Annotated in this window: 20 protein-coding genes, 1 tRNA gene and 1 pseudogene; 11 read left to right on the top strand and 11 right to left on the bottom strand. The window is 73.4% G+C overall.

Annotated features, from left to right (window positions below):
• Positions 1–10 precede the first annotated feature (10 nt).
• Complete coding sequence (locus tag MRQ36_RS06810) at positions 11–208, bottom strand: DUF397 domain-containing protein (protein WP_242793895.1); 198 nt, start codon at positions 206–208, stop codon at positions 11–13.
• Positions 201–1,079, bottom strand: a complete 879-nt coding sequence (locus MRQ36_RS06805) for a helix-turn-helix transcriptional regulator (protein WP_242793893.1) — start codon at positions 1,077–1,079, stop codon at positions 201–203. Before MRQ36_RS06805 ends, MRQ36_RS06810 begins: the two co-directional genes overlap by 8 nt.
• Positions 1,080–1,613: 534 nt before the next feature.
• Here MRQ36_RS06805 and MRQ36_RS06800 point away from each other — a divergent pair.
• Positions 1,614–1,940 (top strand): hypothetical protein, encoded by a 327-nt coding sequence (locus MRQ36_RS06800; protein ID WP_242793892.1) that lies wholly within the window; start codon positions 1,614–1,616, stop codon positions 1,938–1,940.
• A 40-nt stretch (positions 1,941–1,980) separates the two neighbouring features.
• A complete protein-coding gene (locus MRQ36_RS06795) occupies positions 1,981–2,559 on the top strand; it encodes a GrpB family protein (RefSeq protein WP_242800891.1) in 579 nt (192 codons plus the stop codon).
• Here MRQ36_RS06795 and MRQ36_RS06790 read toward each other — a convergent pair.
• The 4 genes from MRQ36_RS06790 to MRQ36_RS06775 all read right to left on the bottom strand — a co-directional run bounded on the left by MRQ36_RS06790 (position 2,552) and on the right by MRQ36_RS06775 (position 5,764).
• Positions 2,552–3,439 carry a phosphotransferase family protein gene (locus MRQ36_RS06790; protein ID WP_242793891.1) on the bottom strand — a complete coding sequence of 296 codons (888 nt, stop codon included), beginning with the start codon at positions 3,437–3,439 and terminating at the stop codon, positions 2,552–2,554. The genes MRQ36_RS06795 and MRQ36_RS06790 overlap by 8 nt on opposite strands.
• A gap of 42 nt (positions 3,440–3,481) precedes the next feature.
• Positions 3,482–4,393, bottom strand: coding sequence for a hypothetical protein (locus tag MRQ36_RS06785; protein WP_242793889.1), 912 nt, complete (start codon positions 4,391–4,393; stop codon positions 3,482–3,484).
• A gap of 238 nt (positions 4,394–4,631) precedes the next feature.
• Entirely contained in the window at positions 4,632–5,477 is an 846-nt protein-coding gene (locus MRQ36_RS06780) for a MerR family transcriptional regulator (protein WP_242793887.1), read from the bottom strand.
• A 214-nt stretch (positions 5,478–5,691) separates the two neighbouring features.
• Positions 5,692–5,764: transfer RNA gene (locus MRQ36_RS06775), tRNA-Arg, on the bottom strand.
• 144 nt (positions 5,765–5,908) lie between these two features.
• Here MRQ36_RS06775 and MRQ36_RS06770 point away from each other — a divergent pair.
• On the top strand, positions 5,909–6,634 hold the full coding sequence (locus tag MRQ36_RS06770; protein ID WP_242793885.1) for a hypothetical protein: 726 nt from the start codon (positions 5,909–5,911) through the stop codon (positions 6,632–6,634).
• Positions 6,635–6,644: 10 nt separating this feature from the next.
• On the opposite strand, the gene MRQ36_RS06765 is transcribed toward MRQ36_RS06770, so the two are convergent.
• Both MRQ36_RS06765 and MRQ36_RS06760 read right to left on the bottom strand, forming a co-directional pair.
• Positions 6,645–7,673: an alpha/beta hydrolase gene (locus MRQ36_RS06765; RefSeq protein ID WP_242793883.1), complete on the bottom strand. Its 1,029-nt coding sequence runs from the start codon at positions 7,671–7,673 to the stop codon at positions 6,645–6,647.
• A gap of 85 nt (positions 7,674–7,758) precedes the next feature.
• On the bottom strand, positions 7,759–8,199 hold the full coding sequence (locus MRQ36_RS06760) for an HPF/RaiA family ribosome-associated protein (protein ID WP_242793881.1): 441 nt from the start codon (positions 8,197–8,199) through the stop codon (positions 7,759–7,761).
• Between the two features lie 348 nt (positions 8,200–8,547).
• Between MRQ36_RS06760 and MRQ36_RS06755 the strand changes: the two genes are divergently transcribed.
• From MRQ36_RS06755 to MRQ36_RS06745, 3 genes are all read left to right on the top strand, one after another.
• Positions 8,548–9,384 carry a single-stranded DNA-binding protein gene (locus MRQ36_RS06755; RefSeq protein WP_242793879.1) on the top strand — a complete coding sequence of 279 codons (837 nt, stop codon included), beginning with the start codon at positions 8,548–8,550 and terminating at the stop codon, positions 9,382–9,384.
• Positions 9,385–9,478: 94 nt separating this feature from the next.
• Complete coding sequence (locus MRQ36_RS06750; protein ID WP_242793877.1) at positions 9,479–10,501, top strand: cobalamin biosynthesis protein; 1,023 nt, start codon at positions 9,479–9,481, stop codon at positions 10,499–10,501.
• Positions 10,498–12,051 (top strand): cobyric acid synthase, encoded by a 1,554-nt coding sequence (locus tag MRQ36_RS06745; RefSeq protein WP_242793875.1) that lies wholly within the window; start codon positions 10,498–10,500, stop codon positions 12,049–12,051. The genes MRQ36_RS06750 and MRQ36_RS06745 overlap by 4 nt, the downstream gene beginning before the upstream one ends.
• 84 nt (positions 12,052–12,135) lie before the next feature.
• On the opposite strand, the gene MRQ36_RS06740 is transcribed toward MRQ36_RS06745, so the two are convergent.
• Positions 12,136–12,537 carry a rhodanese-like domain-containing protein gene (locus tag MRQ36_RS06740; RefSeq protein ID WP_242800889.1) on the bottom strand — a complete coding sequence of 134 codons (402 nt, stop codon included), beginning with the start codon at positions 12,535–12,537 and terminating at the stop codon, positions 12,136–12,138.
• 148 nt (positions 12,538–12,685) lie between these two features.
• Between MRQ36_RS06740 and MRQ36_RS06735 the strand changes: the two genes are divergently transcribed.
• From MRQ36_RS06735 to MRQ36_RS06720, 4 genes are all read left to right on the top strand, one after another.
• Complete coding sequence (locus MRQ36_RS06735; RefSeq protein WP_242793873.1) at positions 12,686–13,360, top strand: uridine kinase; 675 nt, start codon at positions 12,686–12,688, stop codon at positions 13,358–13,360.
• Between the two features lie 36 nt (positions 13,361–13,396).
• The gene (locus MRQ36_RS06730) at positions 13,397–14,749 is read left to right on the top strand and encodes a dipeptidase (protein ID WP_242800887.1); all 1,353 of its coding nucleotides are present in this window, start codon (positions 13,397–13,399) and stop codon (positions 14,747–14,749) included.
• Positions 14,750–14,826: 77 nt separating this feature from the next.
• Entirely contained in the window at positions 14,827–15,033 is a 207-nt protein-coding gene (locus MRQ36_RS06725; RefSeq protein WP_242793872.1) for a hypothetical protein, read from the top strand.
• Between the two features lie 215 nt (positions 15,034–15,248).
• On the top strand, positions 15,249–16,841 hold the full coding sequence (locus MRQ36_RS06720; protein ID WP_242793870.1) for an ATP-dependent DNA ligase: 1,593 nt from the start codon (positions 15,249–15,251) through the stop codon (positions 16,839–16,841).
• A 36-nt stretch (positions 16,842–16,877) separates the two neighbouring features.
• Here MRQ36_RS06720 and MRQ36_RS06715 read toward each other — a convergent pair whose 3' ends face one another.
• Both MRQ36_RS06715 and MRQ36_RS06710 read right to left on the bottom strand, forming a co-directional pair.
• Positions 16,878–17,816 (bottom strand): hypothetical protein, encoded by a 939-nt coding sequence (locus tag MRQ36_RS06715; RefSeq protein ID WP_242793868.1) that lies wholly within the window; start codon positions 17,814–17,816, stop codon positions 16,878–16,880.
• A 99-nt stretch (positions 17,817–17,915) separates the two neighbouring features.
• Positions 17,916–18,740 (bottom strand): SURF1 family protein, encoded by an 825-nt coding sequence (locus tag MRQ36_RS06710; protein WP_242793866.1) that lies wholly within the window; start codon positions 18,738–18,740, stop codon positions 17,916–17,918.
• A 174-nt stretch (positions 18,741–18,914) separates the two neighbouring features.
• Between MRQ36_RS06710 and MRQ36_RS06705 the strand changes: the two are divergent.
• Positions 18,915–20,278: pseudogene (locus MRQ36_RS06705) on the top strand (cobyrinate a,c-diamide synthase).
• Positions 20,279–20,360 lie beyond the last annotated feature (82 nt).

Here is a 20,360-nt window from a genome sequence, read left to right as displayed (position 1 = left end):
GAGGTTCGCCTCAGTTGCGGGCTTGGTCCTTGACGAACTCGACGAAGGAATCCCACTGGACAGCGCCGAAGGTAAGCGCCGGGCCGGCGATGTCCTTGCTGTCACGGACACACACGACGTTCGGAAGGTTGTCGGCAACCTCGACACAGTTGCCCTCGTTGCCGCTGTAGCTGCTCTTGCGCCACCGAGCCTCGGTCATCTCAGTCATCGTAAGTCTCCTTGATCAGGGCGCCTACCAGATCCTCGGACGCGCGTTCGTCCATGGCAAGGTCCCACAGAGTCTTCCAAACCGAAGAGTACGTCTCTACCTCGTTGGGTCGGTCGAGGTAGATGCTGCCGGTCAGCGATTCGCTGTAGACGGTGCTGGGCTCAGCAGGCCGGGTGCCCTTCGCGGGGAAGTCGAGCAGCACGAACGCTCCAGCGGCGGACGCGCGGTGTGGGCCTACGCTCCTGGGTAGGACGCGGACCTTGATGTTCCTGGCCTGGGCTGCGTTGACCAGATGCGCCAGCTGGGCTCGCCAGGCTTCCACGTCGCTGACGGGACGGTGCAGGACGGACTCGTCGACGATCGCTTCGAACCGAGGGGCTGCTGGGCTCCGTCGAGTCAGGAGCTTCTGCCGTTCCATCCGCAGGGCGACCTTCTGGGCCACCTCCTGCGGCGTGCGGTCGGGCCTTGTCTCGAAGAACGTGGACATGTACTCGGGCGTCTGGAGAAGCCCCGGGATCAGGTTCGTTTCGTACTGCCGGACGCGGCACGCCGCTGCTTCCAGCCCCACGTACAGCTCGAACCACGCGGGGATCACCTCACCGTAGGCGTGCCACCAGCCCCGGCTCTTGCTTTCCCTGGCGAGCGCGACGAGGACCTCGGTCAGGTCGGTTGAGGTGCCGTAGAGCTGACACATCAGGTTCACGTCATGGGTGCGTAGCGAGGTCTGTCCGGCCTCCAAGCGATACATCTTCGCCCGCGACCATTCCAGCGTCTTCGCCGCGGCCTCCAGGTTGACGCCGGCCTCCTCGCGAGCCTGCCGCAGCAGCCGTCCGAGTTGTCGTCGCGGGACGGAAGATCCGGTGTCGGTCATCTGGCCCCAATCTCACTTGAGATGCCGGTCTGTCTCATTTCAGCCACCCTGCACGCCACGATGGCACGCCGTCAATCTTTTTCCTCGAATCTCCAAGTGAGACGTTGCAGACGGAAGCGGAGCTGCACCAAGTTGGCTGCTAGACGAGGTCGGCCGACGATCGCCGGAGGTGCGCGGTGCCCCGCTGGAAGTGGTTCCAACGCAGTAATGAGCCGGTCGATGTGGTGCAGCGGCCGGGCACCAACGAGCGTCCTCGCGGGGTCGGCGGAACGGTGAAGCGGAACGGCCCGGCCAGGATTGTGGCGATGGCTCGGGCTGCTCAGGTGCGGCCGGACAGCCCTCAGAAGCGTCGTAACGGCGGCGAGCCGTGAGGCCGGAACAGCGGCTCGACGTGCCCTTCCTGGTGGCGCTCTCCTGGGCCATCATCGATTACCACGTCGTCTACACCTGCTCGCGTTGCCGCCCGTATGGCTGGTGTCCTCGCGTCGTCGTCGCGCGAGCCCGCATCCGCGCCTGGCGCAGGGTCAGCGACCAGTGGCGGAGCTGAAGGCCGGTGCGCTGCTCCTCGTCAGCAGGGAGGCCAGCGTCCAGTTCGTGAAGCCTTTCAACTTCCGGCTGATTCGCGTCCTCGACTGGATCACCTACGACGGCTGGACGTGGCTGGACGGCTACCAGCTCGACAAGCGAGGTGACGCCGTGGCGCGTCGTTCAATCTTCGTGATGCGACATGGGTTGAGGGCGGGTTCCATTCCGTCACCCAGGCCACGACGCACTTCTTCGGCCGACTCGGCTGTCCGGGGGACACGGCGACCGGCCCGATCCCGTCAGCCGTCCGTCGTTATCGACGAACGCCGGCATTAGCGAACGGGCATGACCGTACGGAGTCGCTACGGTGGCCGACATGAAGGACGCTGCCCCCGTAGTCGAGGTCGTGCCCTACGACCCGGCCTGGTCGGAGCGATTCCAGGTCGAACAGCGGCTGTTGTCGGAGGCGCTGCCCGCAGCGCTGAGCATCGAGCATTTCGGGTCCACCAGCATTCCCGGACTGGCGGCCAAGCCCATCATCGACATCCTGGTGGTCGTACCCGAGGTCGATGAGGTCGTCGCCGGCCTCCGGCCACTTGAGCAGCTCGGGTACGTCTATCGTCCGACGGCCTTCCCGGAGGACAGTGATCACTTGTTCTTCGCGAAGGACACCGACGGGAAGCGAAGCCACCATCTGCACGTCTTCGGCGTCACGTCGCCGGTGCCGGCGGAGAACCGGGTCTTCTGCGCCTACATCGCGGCCCATCCCGAGGCGGCCCGCCGCTACGAGGCGGCAAAGAGGCGCGCGGCCGAGTTGCATCCCGACAGCCGGGCCCAGTACGGCGCCGCGAAGGAAGAAGTGATGACGCAGTTGTCGGCCGAGGCCCGCCTGTGGAGCCGATCCGCGGATTCCGAGGCAGGGGGAGGCGGCGGTTGGTCGTCGACTGTCACCTGAGCAGCGCGTCGAGTTCGGGAAGCCGGCGGAACAGGTCGGGAAGGCCACGCACTCCGGTGCGTACGGACTCGTGCGACAGCGCAAGGTCAGGGCCGGTGCTGGCCTCGACCCCGGCGAGGCAGCGGAGGATGTTCCACCTCGTGTGTCCCAGCCAGCCGCCGATCAGGTACGCGAACCAGCTCGGACCCGGCGGCGGCAGCGCTCCGCCCCCGGCGACGTATCCGTCGAGGACCGCGCGGAAGATGGCGGGCTCGATGTCGTCGAAGCCGGGTCCCTTCGCGAGGCTCAGCGCTGTCGAGCCGAGCTCACCGGACAGGTCGAGCATCCCCGATAGTTCCCAGTCGAGCACCACCGGCTGACCCTGTCGAGCGAGCAGGTTCCACGGCTGGACGTCCCGGTGGGTCAGCACGACGGGACCCGGTCGCTCGCAGGTGTCGACGAAGCGCGCGATCGCGAGGAACGTCCCGACCTGGGCGGCGAGTTCACCGGCCCACGGCTGTCCGGTCGCCGTGGCCCGCTCGGCGAGTTCGCGCCAGTCCCGTGGCGTCGGATCCTCGACCGAGCCCTCGGTCCACGCGACGTCGAGCGCGTGGATGCGCGCGAGGATCTCACCGATCTCGAACGCGTACGCCGGCGACACCGGTGCCTCGGGCAGCTGCTCGCCCTCGACCCACCGGTGGACGAGCGTGTGATGGCTGGCCGAGATCGGCTCCGGCAGCGGGATGCCGGCGGCGAAGGCCGCCCGCTCGAACCGGAACACGTCCTCGGCGCGGTAGGTCCAGCGGCGGTCGAGGACGTTCAACTCCTTCACCGCGAACGACCCCTGGTCGGTGTCGAGTCGGTACATCCGGTTGGCGAACCCGCCGTGGACCCGGATCATCGGGCCGATCGGCACCCCCGAGCCGCGAGAGGCTGCCCGGGCTCAGGCCTTCCACGGCGTCATGTCGAGGTCGGGATAGCGCAGGCCCACCCCCGCGAGGGTGTCGGGAGTCCAGTACGGATGGCCGGGCGGGGGGAAGCCGAAGAGCGCAAGTTGCTCAGGGGTGGCCCGGGTCATGAATCGGTACCAGGCGGCTTCGTGGCTGCGATGGACCCACGAATGGCGCTGCCCCCATTCCACCGCGGCCGGCCGGTAGTTGAGGTGCATGGTGTAGCGGGCCCCGCGAGGCGCTGTCATGCCGGTGCCACGGTGGAAGGTGCCCGGTTGGAAGGCGACGACCGTGCCGGCCGGTCCGGCACCCGACACCTCCGCGTCGTACAGGTGCGGGCTGCCGGTGGGCGAGACGAACTCGCCGTACTTGTCGCCGACGTCGTTCGGCGGATACCAGTTCGGCTTCGCCGGGAGGTCCCTGGTGTGCTCCCTGGAGAGCATGTGTGGCGGGCCGAGCTCCTCGGGCACGTCGACGAGGTAGACGAACATCTCCAACTGCTGGTAGCCGGGATCGTCGGTGGGCACCAGCATCGTGTGGTTGAGGTAGTCGCGGTGCAGCGGTTGGTCGTAGTCCGCCGCTCCCGTGAACTTCGCCCACCCTTCGGCCGAATAGATCCGGAGGTCCCGGTCGGCGAGCAACTCCCGGGCCAGCCGGACCAGGCGCTCGTTCACCGCCAGCAGGCCGAGTTCCAGGATGGCGAACGGGAACTCGTCGATCCCGGCGAACTCGTCGTCGACGTAGCGGCTCCGGCGGGGGTCGGTGCCGTCATGGAAACCTTCAGGTGAGGGAAACATGGTGTCGAGCTCGCGAAGAGCCGGTGCCAGGTCCTGCGCCGGGAGGTAGCCGGGAAGGATGGCGAACCCATGGGTCTGCCACTCCCGCCTGATGGTCTCAAAGCTCATCGCGCCAGCATCCACTCGTACCTGTGGATGCGCATCCGGGTTTCCGGGCTCCCGTGGGTTGTTGCGGTGGGCCATCTCGCCTGCCATCGACCCGGGCAAGCCGAGCAGACCGCCGCCCGACCCGCCAGCGGGCGAACCCGTGTCAAGGTCCGCTTACCTGGCGGGCCGGCCGGCAGCCGACCGGTCGGGCGGGCTCAGGCCGGCCGATCAGTGCCCGTACGGCCACCACATAGCCGAATTACGATGCCTCGATGGCCCATCCGACCTCCAGGATGTTGTCGGGGTGACCGGCCTGGCCGCGCCAACGTCGAAAGATCTCGTAGGCGGGGCCTTCCAGGGCGAATCCGTGTCGAACGATCCAGTCGGCGACCGCGTCGTAGCCTTGGAGAGCCGTGGGGAAGGTCGAGTCGCTGCCGGAAAGTGCGGTGTAGGCGAACTGGACATCCGGTAGGTCGAGGACGTAGACGTCCTCTGGAAGGTCCATCGGAGCGGCGCCGTCGTTCCAGAACGGCAGACAGAGTTCGATCTCGCTGCGGTTGTCCTCGTCAAGTCGGCCGTGGTAGCGGATGAACGCCTTGGTGGTGAGCGTCAGCGGACCGCGTCCGGCGACTGCGTACAGATCCGCGAAGCCCTTCCGGGCGACCTGGTCGAGGTCTTCGACACCTACGGTGTGACGCTGTGCCAGGACCGAGCCGACCGCGAGACGGCTTACGCGTACCGGATGGTTCATCTCTCCTCCTTGAAGGGCGATCCGTTGCCGGATCTGGTCGAGTACGGCTCGACGCCGGCTCAGCTGCTGCTCCGCTGCGGCGATGTGATCGGTGAGTGCTGCGGTGACGTCCTTGCCTGCCTCGATGCGCCGCATGAGGTCGCCGATCTGATCGACGGAGAAATCCAGCTGACGGAGCATGCGGATGAGCTGGGCCGGTCCGAGCTGGGAGGGGGCGTAGTGCCGGTACCCGGACGACGGATCGACCCGAGCCGGCCTCAGGAGTTGGACGGCGTCGTAGAGACGAAGTGCCTTCAGCGACAGGCCGCTGGCTTGAGCGAACTGACCGATCGGTATGAGCCGGTGCCTTTCCATGGCCTGAAGGCTGCCGTCTGCCCGTAGGGAAGAGTCAAGCGTCGCGTACGGCTGTTGTCCTTGCTGCGGGACGGGCGACGGGCCAGGCCGTCGCCGAGCCGCCGGACGTCAGACGGGCATGACGAACGACGATCAGCGGTGCCACGGGGCCGGCAGTGGCCCGAGGGCTCCACGCATAGCTCCACGCGAGCCGGTCGGCTGGAATAAGTGCCTGTGCGCCCGGCAGGATTCGAACCTGCGGCCTTGGGATTAGAAGTCCCCTGCTCTATCCGCTGAGCTACGGGCGCGCAACATGGGTCTCGCGCCCAAGAGGGTACCGCCGTCCCCGCCTGGGGCAACGGAACGGGTGGCCGCGTCACACCGCGATCAGGGTCCCACGCCACCCCCACCCGTGGCAGCCCCGTTCCGGCGCGCGGCCGTACCCTCGTCGGGTGCTGCTTGACCCGGAGACCGAGAACGAGATCGCCTACCAGCTGTGCCAGCTCCTCGGCCGCGCCATCCTGCCGATCCGTCAGGTCGGCGGGGCGGGCGCGCCCGGCACCGCCTTCTTCTGGAACGAGTTGATCGGGTCCACCGACGACGGCGAGGTGGTGCACGAGTACCTGCTGACGGCGGACGTGCTCACCGACGCGGCGTACGGCGAGATCGGGGTGCGGCCGAGCGTGACGGAGCCGGCGGGGGTGGCCTCGGACGCGATTCTGCTGCCCGACTTCGCCGAGCAGTGGCTGCACCTGCCCGAGGCCGGCGTGGCCGCCATGCCCACCGGCGGCCTGCACGGGCACGCCGAGGACCGGGGCTGGCGCTGGCGTACCCAGCAGGTCACCGACGGGCTGGCCGCCCGCGCGGAGGTCGTGGCGCGGGTCGGTGCCGAGCCGGCCTCGGCGTTCGTGCTGGCGCTCGGCGTCGCCGACGACGGCTCGCGGCCGTTGGAGGCGGTCATCGAACGCGTCGTTGGCGACGGCGACGAGCTGCGGATCACCACCGGGCTGCCGGCGGGCTACGTCGGCGCGCCCGTCTTCCGGGTCGAGGCGAACGCCGCCGGCGAGCCCGCGCTGCACTGCCTGGGCCTGGTGCTGCCGGGTCAGGGCGGCCACCGGATCGCGACCTTCGACCGGATCCGGTCGGCCGTCGCGGCCGCGACCGCCGACTGGCGCTGAACCGGCCGCGTCAGCCCTCGACGGTCGCCCCGGCCCGGTCGTCGGCCGGCTGCCGCGCGGCCGGCGCGCCCGTCGGCTGCTCCGGCGTGGGGCCCGCGCCGAGGAAACCCTCCGCCCACCGCCCGGCCTCGGTGAAGACCTTTTCGCGTACGGCGGGACTGGAGAGCGTCAGGTCGTGCAGCCCGCCGTCGAAGCGGGCCAGGGTGACGTGCGGGCCGAGCCGGGGTGCCCAGCGGACCATGTGCTCCACGTCGAGCACCGCGTCGGCGAGGGTGGCCGACTCGTGCCACTTGGTGCCCCGGTAGCTGCGGGTCGAGCAGGCCAGCAGCACCGGCACCTGGATGTCCAGCCCGGCGCGGAGCTGCCGCTGGCCGGCCCGGATGGCGTTGATCCAGCCGGCCCGGACGGGGAACCCGGCGAGCGGCTTCCAGGCCAGGTCGTAGCGCCACTCGCCACGGTGGTCGGCGTGCAGGCTCTCGCCGTACACGGTGCCGAGCCCGAACGGGAGGATGCGGTGCGGCGCCCGGCGGCCGAGCCGGGAGACGGCCGCCGCGAGGGGTCGACGGACCAGCCAGGGCGCGTTGATGTCGAAGAAGGGGCTGTTCAGGAAGAGGCCGTCGACCAGGCCGGCCTCGCGGCGGGCGTGCGCCCAGAGCGAGATGATCAGGCCGCCGGTGGAGTGGCCCATGGCGAGCAGCGTGTCGTGCCCGTCGTCCGCCCGGATGATCTTGGCGGCGGCGTCCAGCTCGGGGAAGTAGTCGCTCAGGTCCCGGCAGAAGTTCGGGGTCTGGTGCGGCAGCAGGCTGCGACCGTATTTGCGCAGGTCGAGGGCGTAGAAGTCCCAGCCGCGCTCGGCGAAGAAGTCGGCCACGTGGGTCTGGAAGAAATAGTCGACGAAGCCGTGCACGTAGAGCACGGCCCGGCCGGTCGGGCGCTCCGCCCGCCGGCGGACCAGGGTCGCGACGACCGGTCCCTCGTCGTCGGTGCCCAGGTCGATCGTCTGCCGCTCGTACGGCGGCCCCAGCACGTCCGGTTCCACGACCGCGACGGTACGCCGCCAAGCTACCCGGCGGTAGCCCCCGGGCCCCGCCCACCCGCACCGGGTGGACGGGGCCCGGCTGGTCTCAGGCGGTTTCCGCGTCGGCCCGGCTCGGGTCGGCGGCGGGCAGCTCGTCCGCCTCGCCGGCCTGGACCGGCACGCCCTCGGGCAGCCCGGTGTCGCGCAGGTGCTTGTTGCTGCGCGGCTCCTGCCGGGTCTTCGCGTCGTTGAGCTTGCGGCGCAGGTCGTCCCGTACGTCGTTGAGCGCGGCGTGCAGGTCCTCCTCCGAGGAGGTGGTGACGATCTTCTGCCGACCCGCCACCCAGCACTCCAGGGTCACCTTCTGCCCCCGGGCCTCGCGGTCCTTGACCGACACCTCCAGCTCGGTGGCGTCGGCGTGGAACCCGGCCAGCCGGGCGTCCAGGGTCGCGAACTGCTCCGCGATCCAGTTCCGGTCACCCTGGGAGAACCCGGCGCCGACCCGCAGGCACTCGGCCACGGTGGCGGGGTTCGCCACGGCGCTCATCGCCGCACCTCACCCTGGGTGCGGACGGAACCGGTCGTACGACCTGAGCAGAGGATCATCATCGCTGCCCTTTCTCTCGGTTGATCAACGCCATACCCAGTCGGCGTCCCTCCGGAACCCGCCCCGGCGCCGCTGACCGGCTGGCGTTCCCGATCATGCTCAGCCGCAGACCGGCGCCCCAGGGCCCGTCGGCCCTAGCAGACGGGACCTTGATCAGGTCGTTGTCCACAGGGCGATCCGTCGTCCACAGGCCGGCCGGTACGGCTGGCCCGGGTGGCTCCCGGTGGCCCAGGCTCGGCACCGGGTCGACCCACCACGGCAAGCTGCGGATCTCCCCCTGGAGGGACGATGTTCGACACCTACGTAACGATCGTCGGCAACGTGCTGACCGCGCCCGCGTGGCGCCGCACCACCCAGAGCAACACCCTGGTGGCCAACTTCAAGGTCGCCTCCACCGCCCGTCGCCTCGACCGCGACAGCGGTCGCTGGGTCGACGGCAACAGCCTGCGGGTCCGGGTCAACTGCTGGCGCAAGCTGGCCGAGGGGGTGGCCGCCTCGGTGATGGTCGGTGACCCGGTGATCGTCGCCGGCCGGCTCTACACCCGGGACTGGACCGACGACGCCGGCAACCACCGCACGCTCTACGAGCTGGAGGCCGTCGCGGTGGGGCACGACCTGTCCCGTGGCCGGTCCCGCTTCCTGCGCAACCGGCCCGGCGCCACCACCAGCACGGTGGAGGACGCCGAGGCGGAGAGCCGGGTGCACGGTGAGGCGACCGAGCCCGTGCCGGCCGGCGAGGCCCCGGCCTCGTTCGACGACCGGCCCTTCGACGACGAGGTCGACGGGTTCGCCCCACCGCACGCCGGGCACGGGCTGCCCGGCGGTGACCTGCCCGACCGGCCGGGCTTCGACGAGTTGGCCGACCCCTTCGACGACCCCGCCGAGGGCGACCCGGACAGCGGGGGCCCGGACAGCGACGGCCTCGGCGGCGACGGGCTGGACAGTGGTGCGCTCGACGGTCCCGGGCTCGACGATGGTGGGCCCGGCGGTGACGGGCTCGGCGGGGACCGGGAGGTCGTTGCCGGGGCCACCGGACCGGGCGCGGCCGGGGCGGACACGGTCAGCGGTGTCACGCCGACCGGCCGGGGTCGACGGGGGCGGGGACGGGCCCCGGTGCCCGCCTGAGATCGACGCGGGTCGTGCACGGGGGAGCGGGGTGGCGACGCGGACGTGGCCACCCCGCCGTACGACTAGGCTGGCCGGCCGGAGGTGGTGCCGGGTGCGGCAGACGACCGCGGTGGCGGACGCGGCGGGACTGGTGGCGGGATACGCCCTGGACTCGCTGCTCGGTGACCCCCGCAGGTGGCACCCGGTGGCCGGCTTCGGCCGGGCGGCCGGCGCGTTGGAGCGACGCGTGCACCGGCCCGACCGGGCAGCCGGCACCCTCTTCACCGCGCTGGCGGTCGGCACGCCCGTGCTGCTCGGCGTCGCCGCCAGCCGCGCCACCCGCGACCGGCCGGTGGCCCGGGCGGCACTCGTGGCGGCCGGCACCTGGACGGTGCTCGGCGGCCGTACCCTGCGCCGGGAGTCCCGGGTGATGGGCCGGGCGTTGCGCGCGGGTGACCTGCCCGCCGCCCGACGCCGGCTCGGCCACCTCTGCGGCCGGGACCCGTCGACGCTGGACGAGCCCGAGCTGGCCCGGGCCACCGTCGAGTCGGTCGCCGAGAACACCTCCGACGCGGTCGTCGCCCCGCTGGTGTGGGGCGCGGTCGCCGGGCTGCCCGGCCTGCTCGGCTACCGGGCGGCGAACACCCTCGACGCCATGGTGGGCCACCGTTCACCCCGGTACGCCCGGTTCGGCACCCCGGCCGCGCGCCTCGACGACCTGCTCAACCTGCTGCCCGCCCGGCTGACCGGGCTGCTCACCATCGCCGTCGCGCCCGTCGCGCACGGCGACCGGCAGCGCGCCTGGCGGGTGTGGCGGCGGGACCGCAACGACCATCCCAGCCCCAACGCCGGGCAGTGCGAGGCGGCGATGGCCGGTGCGCTCGGTGTCCGGCTCGGTGGGCGCAACGTCTACTTCGGCCGGGCCGAGGTGCGGCCCTTCCTCGGTGACGGGCCGCGCCCCGAGGGGCGGCACCTCAAGCGGGCCGCCCGGATCTCCGGTGCGGTCGGGCTCGCCGCGCTCGGGATCGCGGCGGCCTACCCGCTCACCGTGGGCCGGCTGGTGGGCGCGCTCGGGCGGGCCGGCCTGCGCGGCGTACGGCAGGCGGCCGGGACGGTGCGGGGGAGTGGTCGGTGAGCGGCGGACTGCTGGTCGCCGGGACCACCTCCGACGCCGGCAAGAGCGTGCTCACCGCCGGGATCTGCCGCTGGCTGCGCCGCAAGGGTGTCCGGGTGGCCCCGTTCAAGGCGCAGAACATGTCCAACAACTCGGCCGTGGTGGTCGGCCCCGACGGGCGGGGCGGCGAACTCGGCCGGGCCCAGGCGATGCAGGCCGCCGCCTGCGGGCTCGCGCCCGACCTGCGCTTCAACCCGGTGCTGCTCAAGCCGGGCAGCGACCACTCCAGCCAGGTGGTGCTGCTCGGCGAGGCCGTCGACACGGTCACCGCCGGCAACTTCCGCACCCTGCGGCCCCGCCTCGCCGAGACCGCCCACGCCGCGCTCGCCGAGCTGCGGGCCGCGTACGACGTGGTGATCTGCGAGGGGGCCGGCAGCCCGGCCGAGATCAACCTGCGCGCCGGGGACTACGTCAACATGGGGCTGGCCCGGCACGCCCGGCTGCCCACGATCGTGGTCGGTGACATCGACCGGGGCGGTGTCTTCGCGGCCATGTTCGGCACGGTCGCGCTGCTCGACCCGGCCGACCAGGCGCTGGTCGCCGGCTTCGTGATCAACAAGTTCCGGGGCGACCTGGGACTGCTCCGGCCGGGGCTGGACATGCTGCACCAGGTCACCGGCCGGCCGACGTACGGGGTGCTGCCCTGGGCGCTGGACCTGTGGCTGGACGCCGAGGACTCGCTCGCCTACGGCCGGGTGCTGGGCCGGCCGGCCGGGCCGTACGGGACCGAGTGGCTGGACGTGGCCGTGGTCCGGCTGCCCCGGATCAGCAACGCCACCGACGTCGAAGCCCTGGCCACCGAACCGGGCGTCCGGGTCAGGCTGACCGTCGAACCCGCCGAACTGGCCGCCGCCGACCTGGTGGTGCTCCCCGGCACCAAGTCGACCGTGGCCGACCTGGCCTGGCTGCGCGAGACCGGCCTCGCCGACGCCGTCGCCCGGCACGCCGCCGCCGGGAAGCCGCTGCTCGGCATCTGCGGTGGCTTCCAGATGCTCGGCCGGGCGATCCACGACCCGGTGGAGAGCCGGCAGGGCAGCGTCCCCGGTCTGGGGCTGCTCCCCGTCGAGATCACCTTCGACCCGCGCAAGACCGTCCGGCGGTCCACCGGCACGGCAGCCGGCGACGTCCCGGTCGACGGCTACGAGATCCACCACGGGTACGTCTCCACCGCCGACCCGGCCCTGCCGCCGCTGCTGCGCTACGTCGACGGCACCGGCGAGGGCGCACGGCTCGGCGCGGTGCACGGCACCCACTGGCACGGCGCCTTCGAGTCCGACGAGTTCCGCAGGCGCTTCCTCACCGAGGTCGCCCGACTGGCCGGCCGGCGCGGCTTCCGGGTCGCCCCGGACACCTCCTTCGCCGCCGCCCGGGAGCGCACCCTCGACCTGCTCGGTGACCTGGTCGAGGAGCACCTGGACACGGACGCCCTCTGGCGCCTGATCGAGTCCGGCCCGCCCGCCGACCTCCCGTTCGTCCCGCCCGGCGCACCCCCACTGCCGCCGCCCGAATGAGCCGCCCGGCTGATTCGCCCGGCTGATTCGCCCGGTGGGCCGTGCCGGCCGGCGGTCAGTCCGGTGGGTGGGATGGAGCAGCGGTCAGAGGCGGACGTCGGCCGGGCGGTCGGACATCGGCAGTCCCGCCTCCCGCCAGGCCTGCACGCCGCCGATCATGTCGGTGGCCCGGCGCAGGCCGAGCACCTGGAGGCTGGCCGCCGCCAGGCTGGAGCTGAAGCCGTGTCGGCACACCACGACGATCTCCCGGTCGTAGCCGGTGGCCTCCGGGATCCGCCAGGCGCACGCCGGGTCGAGCCGCCACTCCAGCACGGTCCGGTCGATCACGATCGCCCCGGGCAGCTCGCCCTGCTCGCGGCGCTGCACCTCGGTCCGCGTGTCGACCAGCAGCGCACCGGCGCGGACCGCCTCGACGGTCTCCTGCGGGGTGAGCCGGCGCAGCCCGGCCCGGGCCTGTTCCAGCAGGGCGTCCACGCCCGGACTCATCACGTCATGCAGCACTCCCCGATGATGCCGGTGGCGCCCCCGGTCCGCCCGGCGAACGCCCGGCTGCCCTGCAGGATCCCGCCGACGGGGGACGGACCCGCCGGTAGGGCCGGGCAGGCCGCGCCGGCAGGGCGCTAGCGTCGGGCGGGTGACGGTGACGGTGGTCGAGGCGTACGCCGGGCTGGCCCGGCGGGTGCTGGCCGGGCCGGCGCGGTTGGGGCGTACCCGACTGGTGGCGGTCGACGGACCGAGCGGCGCGGGGAAGAGCGTCTTCGCGACGCGCCTCGCGGACGCGCTCGCCGCCCTGCCCGGCGGCGTCCGGCCGCCCGTGGTCCACACCGACGACCTGCTGGACGGCTGGGACGACCAGCTCACCTTCTGGCCCCGATTGCAGGAGTGGGTGCTGGCGCCGGTGCGGGCCGGTCGGCCGGGCGCCTACCGCCGCTACAGCTGGGTGCGGCGGCGCTTCCTGGACCGGCCGGTGCCGGTGCCGGTGGGACCGGTGCTCGTCGTCGAGGGGGTGAGCAGCGCCCGGGCGGCGGCCCGCCCGGAGCTGACCCTGTCGGTCTTCGTGACCGCGCCGGCGGCGCTGCGGCTGTCCCGTGCGGTCGCCCGGGACGGGGCGGAGATCCTGCCGGAGCTGCGCCGTTGGCACGCCGGGGAACGCGCGCACTTCGCCGCCGACGGCACCGAGGCGGCGGCGGACCTGGTGGTCGACGGCGCTCCCGCCCTGCCCCACGACCCCACCAGCTACTACCTCCGCCGGCCCCGGCCGGCGCCCGCCGGGTCCGGCCCGACGGGCGCGGGCGGTGCCCTCAGGTAAGGCCGGCATACGATGCCGGTCATGACCTCACCGATCATGTCCGAGTCCGAGGTACGGGCCGCCGTAGCGCGTGAACTGCCCGGAGTCCGTGCCGACCTCGAACGCCTCGTCCGCATCCCGGGTATCGCCTTCGAGGGCTTCGACCACTCGCACGTGGAGCGTTCCGCCGAGGCGGTGGCCGAGCTGCTGCGCGGCTGCGACCTCGACGTGCGGATCGTGCGCTCCTTCGGGCAGCCGGCCGTGATCGGGACGAAGGCCGCTCCGCCCGGCGCGCCCACCGTGCTGCTCTACGCCCACCACGACGTGCAGCCGGTCGGCGACCGGGCGCTCTGGGAGTCCGACCCGTTCGAGCCGGTCGAGCGGGACGGCCGCCTCTACGCGCGCGGCGCCGCCGACGACAAGGCCGGCGTGATGGCGCACATCGCGGCGCTGCGCGCGTTCGGCGACCGGCTCCCGGTCGGTGTCGTCCTCTTCGTCGAGGGCGAGGAGGAGTACGGCTCCGCCTCGCTGGAGCAGCTGCTGGAGGAGCACCGTGATGAGCTGGCCGCCGACGTCATCGTGATCGCCGACTCCGGCAACTGGGACATCGGCGTACCCGCGCTGACCACCTCGCTGCGCGGCATCGTCAACTGCTTCGTCGAGGTCCGCACCCTGGAGCACGCGGTGCACAGCGGCATGTTCGGCGGGGCCGTCCCGGACGCGCTGACCGCGCTGGTCCGGCTGCTGGCCACCCTGCACGACGACGCCGGTGACGTGGCCGTCGACGGACTGGTCGGTCGGGAGGGCGCCAGCGTCGACTACCCGGAGGACCGGTTCCGCGCCGAGGCCGGCCTGGTCGACGGGGTGCAGCTCTTCGGCACCGGGCGGATCACCGACCGGCTCTGGACCAAGCCCGCCGTCGCGGTGCTCGGCATCGACGCGCCGGCCACCGGCGAGGCGCCGAACGCGCTGGTCCCGTCGGCCAAGGCCAAGTTGAACGTACGGCTGGCGCCGGGCGACGACCCGAAGAAGGCGTACGAGGCGATCCAGGCGCACCTGGAGAAGCACACGCCGTGGGGCGCCCGGGTCACGGTCACCCTCGAACAGGACGGCGACCCGTGCGTCATCGACGCCACCGGGCCGATGTTCGACGCGGCCCGGGCCGCCTTCAAGGGTGCCTGGGACGGCACCGACCCGGTGGACATCGGCGTCGGCGGCTCGATCCCGTTCATCGCCACCTTCCAGGAGATGTTCCCGCAGGCCGCGATCCTGGTGACCGGGGTGGAGGACCCGCACGCCCGGGCGCACGGCCCGAACGAGAGCCTGCACCTGGGGGAGTTCGCCCGGGTCTGCGTGGCCGAGGCGCTGCTGCTGGCCAAGGTCGCCGAGGTGGGGGCGAACCGGAGTTAGGTGTCGGAACCGTAACTTCGCAGTCGATGTCGGAGTTTGCGGTGTGTCGGGCGCGGGGCTGTTATAGCCTTTCGAACATGCGTACGAACGACGAGATGTCGCGGCTCGAAGCCGCCGTCAGTGCTCTGGGGGACGTCGACGTCTCCGCGTGGCCCGAGGACACCCTCAAGGAACAGCTCGGCGAGCTCTCCGCGGCGCTGGTCTCGCTCGACGCCCTGCTCACCCGGGTCGCCGACGAGGTGCGCGCCCGCGGCCTGCGGATCGAGGAGCCGGTCTCGGCCTGACCGGGACCGGCCTTCTCGCCGTCCCGGGTGCGGCCGTGGCCGGGCGATCGGGTGCGGCCCTCGATCGGCGGCTCTCGATCGGCGGCCGGCGGTCCGGGGGGACGGCCGTCGGTCGGTGATCGGGGGTGCGGCGTCCGGCAGGTGATCCGATCGGGCGGCGCTCGGGACCCGTCGCCCGGTCGGAACGCCCCGCCGTGTCGGAGGTGGCTGGCAGGATGGGAGCCGTGCGGTTCCTCGACCTGGCGGCGACCTCCGCCGCGGTGGGCGCCACCAGCGGCCGGCGGGCCAAGGTGGAGCTGCTCGCCGCCGCCCTCCGGGCGCTCGACCCGTCCGAGGTGCCGGCCGGCGCCGGCTATCTCGCCGGTGAGCTGCGTCAACGCCAGACCGGGGTGGGCTGGGCGGCCCTGCGCGACCTGCCCCCGCCGGCCGCCGAGCCGACGCTGACCGTGGCCGGCGTGGACGCCGCGATCGACGAGCTGGCGGCCGTCCGTGGCACCGGCTCCCAGGCCCGGCGCCGGGAGTTGCTCGGCCGCCTCTTCGCCCGGGCCACCGCCGAGGAGCAACGTCTGCTGGTCGGCCTCTTCAGCGGTGAACTGCGCCAGGGTGCCCAGGCCGGGCTGCTCGCCGACGCGGTCGCCCGGGCCGCCGAGGTGCCCGTCACCGCCGTCCGCCGGGCGCTGCTGCTCGCCGGTGACCTGCGGGCCGTCGCGGTCGCCGCGCTCGCCGGGGGCGCCGACGCACTGGCCCGGTTCGGGCTCCAGGTGGGCCGCCCCCTCGCCCCGATGCTGGCGCAGAGCGCCCCCTCGGTCGACGAGGCGCTCACCGCCACCGGGGTGCCGGCGGTGGTCGACGTGAAGCTCGACGGGATCCGCATCCAGGTGCACCGCTCCGGCCGGGACATCGCCGTCTTCACCCGCAGCCTGGACGACGTCACCACCCGGCTGCCCGAGGTGGTCGCCGCCGTCCGGGCCCTGCCCGCCCGGGAGTTGGTGCTCGACGGCGAGGCGATCGGGCTGGACGCCACCGGCCGGCCACTGCCGTTCCAGCAGACCTCCAGCCGGGCCGCCCGGCGCACCACCCCGAGCAGCACCGGTCCCGACAGTGCCGCCCCGGCCGTGCTGGCCGCCGCCGACAGCGGCCACGAAACGGTGCTGACGCCGTACTTCTTCGACCTGCTGCACCTCGACGGCGTGGACCTGATCGACCTGCCCGGCCACGAGCGGTGGTCCGCCCTGGCCCGCGTGGTCGACCCGGCGCTGCTGGTCGGCCGGCTGGAGGTCGACGGGCCGGAGCAGGCCGGCGCGGCGTTCGCCGCCGCCGTCGACGCCGGCCAGGAAGGCGTGGTGGTCAAGGACCCGGCCGCGCCCTACGAGGCCGGTCGGCGCGGTTCCGCCTGGGTCAAGGTCAAGCCGAGGCACACCCTCGACCTGGTGGTGCTGGCCGTGGAGTGGGGCAGCGGCCGGCGACAGGGCTGGCTGTCCAACCTGCATCTGGGCGCCCGCGACCCGCGCACCGGCGACTTCGTCATGCTCGGCAAGACCTTCAAGGGACTCACCGACGAGCTGCTGCGGTGGCAGACGCAACGCTTCCTCGACCTGGCGGTGGAGAGGGGCGACTGGGTGGTCCGGGTCCGACCCGAGCAGGTCGTCGAGATCGCGTTCGACGGGGTGCAGACCAGCAGCCGCTACCCGGGCGGGATGGCGCTGCGCTTCGCCCGGGTGGTGCGCTACCGCGACGACAAGAGCGCGGCCGAGGCCGACACCATCGACGCCGTACGCGCCATCCACGCCGGCCGGGTCACCGGCTGACCCGCCGAGGGGCGGCGTACGCCCCCGGCGGGGCCCTCAGCCCAGGGACAGCGAGCGGGCGTAGTTGACCTGGTTGTTGAGGTGCTGCACCTGACCCTGGTCGACCACCGGGATCCGGGCCACGTACTGGTGCGCGCCGCTGGTGACGGTGACCTGCACGGTGCCGTGGTGCCGGGTCTCCTTGACCAGCAGGAAGAGCAGGCTGAAGAAGGTCAGGCAGAAGAAGCCGAGGATGGCGCAGACCACCGCCCAGGTCGCGATCTTCTCCTCCCGCTGCCAGTGGTCGGTGACGTGCCAGGTCGCGCCGGCCAGGGGCAGGACGCCGGTCGGCGTACGGATCACCGGCGGGGTCACCATGATCTCGCCGATCTGCACGGCGACCACGGACTGCCCGACCGGGTGCGGCGGCAGCGTCACCGGGACGGCCGACATCGGCGCCGGCGGGTAGGGCCCCGGCCGCGCGGCCAGCGCCGCCGGGGTGCCGAGTGCGGAGCCGGCGGTGCCGGGTACGCCGCGGTGGCCGGCGGCGCGGGTAGGCGCGGCGGCCGGTGGCGCGGAGTACGGCGCGGTCGCCGGTGGGGTGGAGAAGGGCGCGGCGGCCGGTGGTGCGGAGAACCCGGCCGGTGGGACGGAGAACGGTGCCGGGGTGGAGAAGCCGGTCGGCGGGGTGGGGAACGGCGTCGGGGGTGCCGGGAGCGGCGACGGCACGGCGGGCGGGGCGGGAAGCGCGGCCGGTGACCCCGGCGCGGCGGCGGCCGGCGGCGCGGCGGCCGGCGGCGCGGAGAACGGTGCGGCGCTGGGCGGTACGGCGGTCATCGGCGGCCAGGTGTCGGCGGGCGGACCGGCCGGCGCGTCCGGGGCCGGCTCGCCGGCTGCCGCCGCGGTGTAGGTGCCCGGCCGGGGCGTCACCTCCCACGGGTCGTAGGAGGGCGGCTCCGCGTGCGGCAGGTGCATCGTGGGGTCAGGGGTCGTCACCGCGACCCCCCACGGTGGGTGATCATTCAGCGCACACTACAACGTCCCGTCCTGTCCGGGGAGCCACCGGCTGTCCGGTTCCGGACCGCCGGATCCGGCTCAGCCGGAGACGCTGGGCGTCGGCTCGGCGGCCCGGTCGACGGGCCGGCGGGGCAGGTCGAGGCCGGCCGCACGGCGTGCCTCCCGGCGGGCGACCCAGCCGTAGCCGACCAGGCTCATCCCGGCGAAGAGCCACCACTGGACCACGTACCCGAAGTTCTGCCAGTTGTTGGTGTGCCCGATCGGCACCGCCTGGAACACCGGATCGGCGGCCGGGGTCTGGTGGTCGAGCAGGACGTACCCGCCATGGACGGGGTAGGGCAGTTCCTTCGCGAGCCGGGGGACGGCGATGCGTCGGGTCTCCAGCTTGCCGTCGCGGCGCGCCACCGCGCCGCCGCCGCTCTCGCTCGACACCACCCGACCGGTGACGGTCACGTCCCCACCGGGCGCGGGGGGCACCTGCGGTTGGGTGGTCGCGCCGGCGCCCGGGGCCGGCGGGATCCAGCCGCGGTCCACCAGCACGGCCGTGCCGTCGGCGAGGAGCAGCGGGGTCAGCACCTCGAAGCCGACGGTGTTGTCGACCGTCCGGCCCCGGACCAGCACCAGGTTGGCCGGGTCGTAACGGCCGGTGACGGTCACCCGGGTCCAGGTGCGGTCGTCGGCGGGGGCCGGGCCGGCGGTGCCGGGGCCTCCGGTGGGCGCGGGCAGCGCGTCGTGCAGCGGGGCGGGCGCCATCGTCGCGCCGGCGTCGATCCGCTCGTTGACCGCCGTCCGGCCCCGGTAGCGGTCCAGCTGCCAGTTGCCGAGGAAGACCATCACCGCCGCGGCGACCAGGGTCAGCGCGAGCCAGCCCAGCCAGCGTGGGGTCAGCAGGAACCGGTACACGCGTCGAGGCTACCCGCGCCGCGACCGCGCCGACCTGCGCGGGGCCGGATCCGGCTGTTCGGCGGCCGCGCCGCTCGGGCGGGCCGGGTATGGTCACGCGGGCGGAACGCCGGGCGCGGGTCCGCCGCCGCACCACCCCACCGCCTCCGTCCCGTCCCCTGCGAGGAGTCGATGATGAGCGTCCTGCCGCGCGTCGTGCTGAGCGCCCCCTCCTCCGGTCACGGCACCAGCGCCCTCGCCCTCGGCCTGCTCGCCGCCGTCGCCGACTCCGGCGTCGCCGTGGCCGGGTTCAAGGTCGGCCCGGACCAGGTCGACGCGGCCTACCTGGGACTGGCCGCCGGCCGTCCCGGGCGCAACCTCGACCCGAGGCTGGTCGGGCCGGAGCGGATCGCCCCGCTCTTCGCGCACGGTGCGGCCGGGGCCGGGCTGGCCGTGGTGCAGGGCACCATGGGGCTCTACGACTCGGTCTCCGGGCATCCCGAGACGGAGTCCACCGCCGCCATCGCCACCGCGCTGCGCAGCCCGGTCGTGCTGATGGTGGACGTCGCGGCGATGGGCCAGTCGGTGGCCGCGCTGGTGCACGGCTTCCGGGCGTACGACGAGCAGTTGTGGCTGGGCGGGGTGATCCTCAACCGGGTGGCGTCGCCCCGGCACGAGGCCATGCTGCGCGAGGCGCTCGACGACATCGGCGTGCCGGTCTACGGCGCGCTGCGCCGGCACGAGCTGCCCCCGGTGCTGCCCGCCCGCCGGCACGGCATGGTGCCCGTCGTGCAGGGCGACGACGAGGCGGCCCGGGCGGTGCGCCGGCTGGGTGAGGCGGTGGCCGCCACGGTGGACCTGGAGCGGCTGCTCGGGTTGGCCCGCTCCGCGCCCGAGCTGACCGTCGAGCCGTGGTCGCCGGCGCCGGCCGGGGGCCCGCCGGCCGGGGAGCGCCCGGTGGTGGCGCTGGCCGGGGGCCGGGTGGCAGCTACAGCCACCCGGAGACCGCCGAGTTGCTGCGGGCCGCCGGGGCCGAGGTGGTCACCGTCGACCCGCTGCGCGACGAGGCGCTGCCCGCCGGCACCCGCGCGCTGGTCGTCGGCGGCGGGCTCCCCGAGTCGTACGCGGAGCAGCTCTCCGCCAACCGGCGGCTCTGCATCGCCGTCGCCGAGCTGGCCCGGACCGGCCGGCCGGTGATCGCGGAGGGTGCCGGGCTGCTCTGGCTGGCCCGCGAGCTGGACGGGTTGCCGATGTGCGGGGTGCTGGACGCGATCGGCGCGACCCGGGAGGGCATGGTGATCGGCTACCGGGAGGCGACGGCGCGGACGGACAGCGTGGTGGCGGCGACCGGCGAGGTGGTCATCGGGCACAAGCAGCACGCCGCCGTCATCACCCCCCGGGCCGGCGACCGGCCGGCCTGGACCTGGGACGGCGGCTCCCCGGAGGGCTTCGTCTGGCGTGGCGTGCACGCCTCCCAGCTCGTCCCCCACTGGGCCGCCCACCCCGAGATCGCCTCCCGCCTCCTCACCGCCGCCCACCAGACCCCCCTCCCGGCCTGACCCCCTCGGCCCCCCGGCGTTGATCAAGAGGTTTGCGTCAAGGATCCCCGTGATCCTGACGCAAGCCTCTTGATCAACTAGC

The sequence above is a fragment of the Micromonospora sp. R77 genome, assembly GCF_022747945.1.
Lineage (GTDB): Bacteria > Actinomycetota > Actinomycetes > Mycobacteriales > Micromonosporaceae > Micromonospora.
Note: the sequence above shows the minus strand (reverse complement) of the source record. Positions and strands in the feature narration are given on the sequence as shown.

What these genes read in the sequence shown, in the direction of transcription:
- MRQ36_RS06760 (WP_242793881.1), bottom strand. Translation starts at nt 8,199, where the DNA reads ATGAGCGCCGTGGCGAACCCCGCCACCGTGGCCGAGTGCCTGCGGGTC.
- MRQ36_RS06790 (WP_242793891.1), bottom strand. Translation starts at nt 3,439, where the DNA reads ATGATCCGGGTCCACGGCGGGTTCGCCAACCGGATGTACCGACTCGAC.
- MRQ36_RS06730 (WP_242800887.1), top strand. Translation starts at nt 13,397, where the DNA reads ATGTCCGAGTCCGAGGTACGGGCCGCCGTAGCGCGTGAACTGCCCGGA.
- MRQ36_RS06725 (WP_242793872.1), top strand. Translation starts at nt 14,827, where the DNA reads ATGCGTACGAACGACGAGATGTCGCGGCTCGAAGCCGCCGTCAGTGCT.
- MRQ36_RS06755 (WP_242793879.1), top strand. Translation starts at nt 8,548, where the DNA reads ATGTTCGACACCTACGTAACGATCGTCGGCAACGTGCTGACCGCGCCC.
- MRQ36_RS06805 (WP_242793893.1), bottom strand. Translation starts at nt 1,079, where the DNA reads ATGACCGACACCGGATCTTCCGTCCCGCGACGACAACTCGGACGGCTG.
- MRQ36_RS06785 (WP_242793889.1), bottom strand. Translation starts at nt 4,393, where the DNA reads ATGAGCTTTGAGACCATCAGGCGGGAGTGGCAGACCCATGGGTTCGCC.
- MRQ36_RS06810 (WP_242793895.1), bottom strand. Translation starts at nt 208, where the DNA reads ATGACTGAGATGACCGAGGCTCGGTGGCGCAAGAGCAGCTACAGCGGC.
- MRQ36_RS06795 (WP_242800891.1), top strand. Translation starts at nt 1,981, where the DNA reads ATGAAGGACGCTGCCCCCGTAGTCGAGGTCGTGCCCTACGACCCGGCC.
- MRQ36_RS06720 (WP_242793870.1), top strand. Translation starts at nt 15,249, where the DNA reads ATGGGAGCCGTGCGGTTCCTCGACCTGGCGGCGACCTCCGCCGCGGTG.
- MRQ36_RS06740 (WP_242800889.1), bottom strand. Translation starts at nt 12,537, where the DNA reads ATGAGTCCGGGCGTGGACGCCCTGCTGGAACAGGCCCGGGCCGGGCTG.
- MRQ36_RS06780 (WP_242793887.1), bottom strand. Translation starts at nt 5,477, where the DNA reads ATGGAAAGGCACCGGCTCATACCGATCGGTCAGTTCGCTCAAGCCAGC.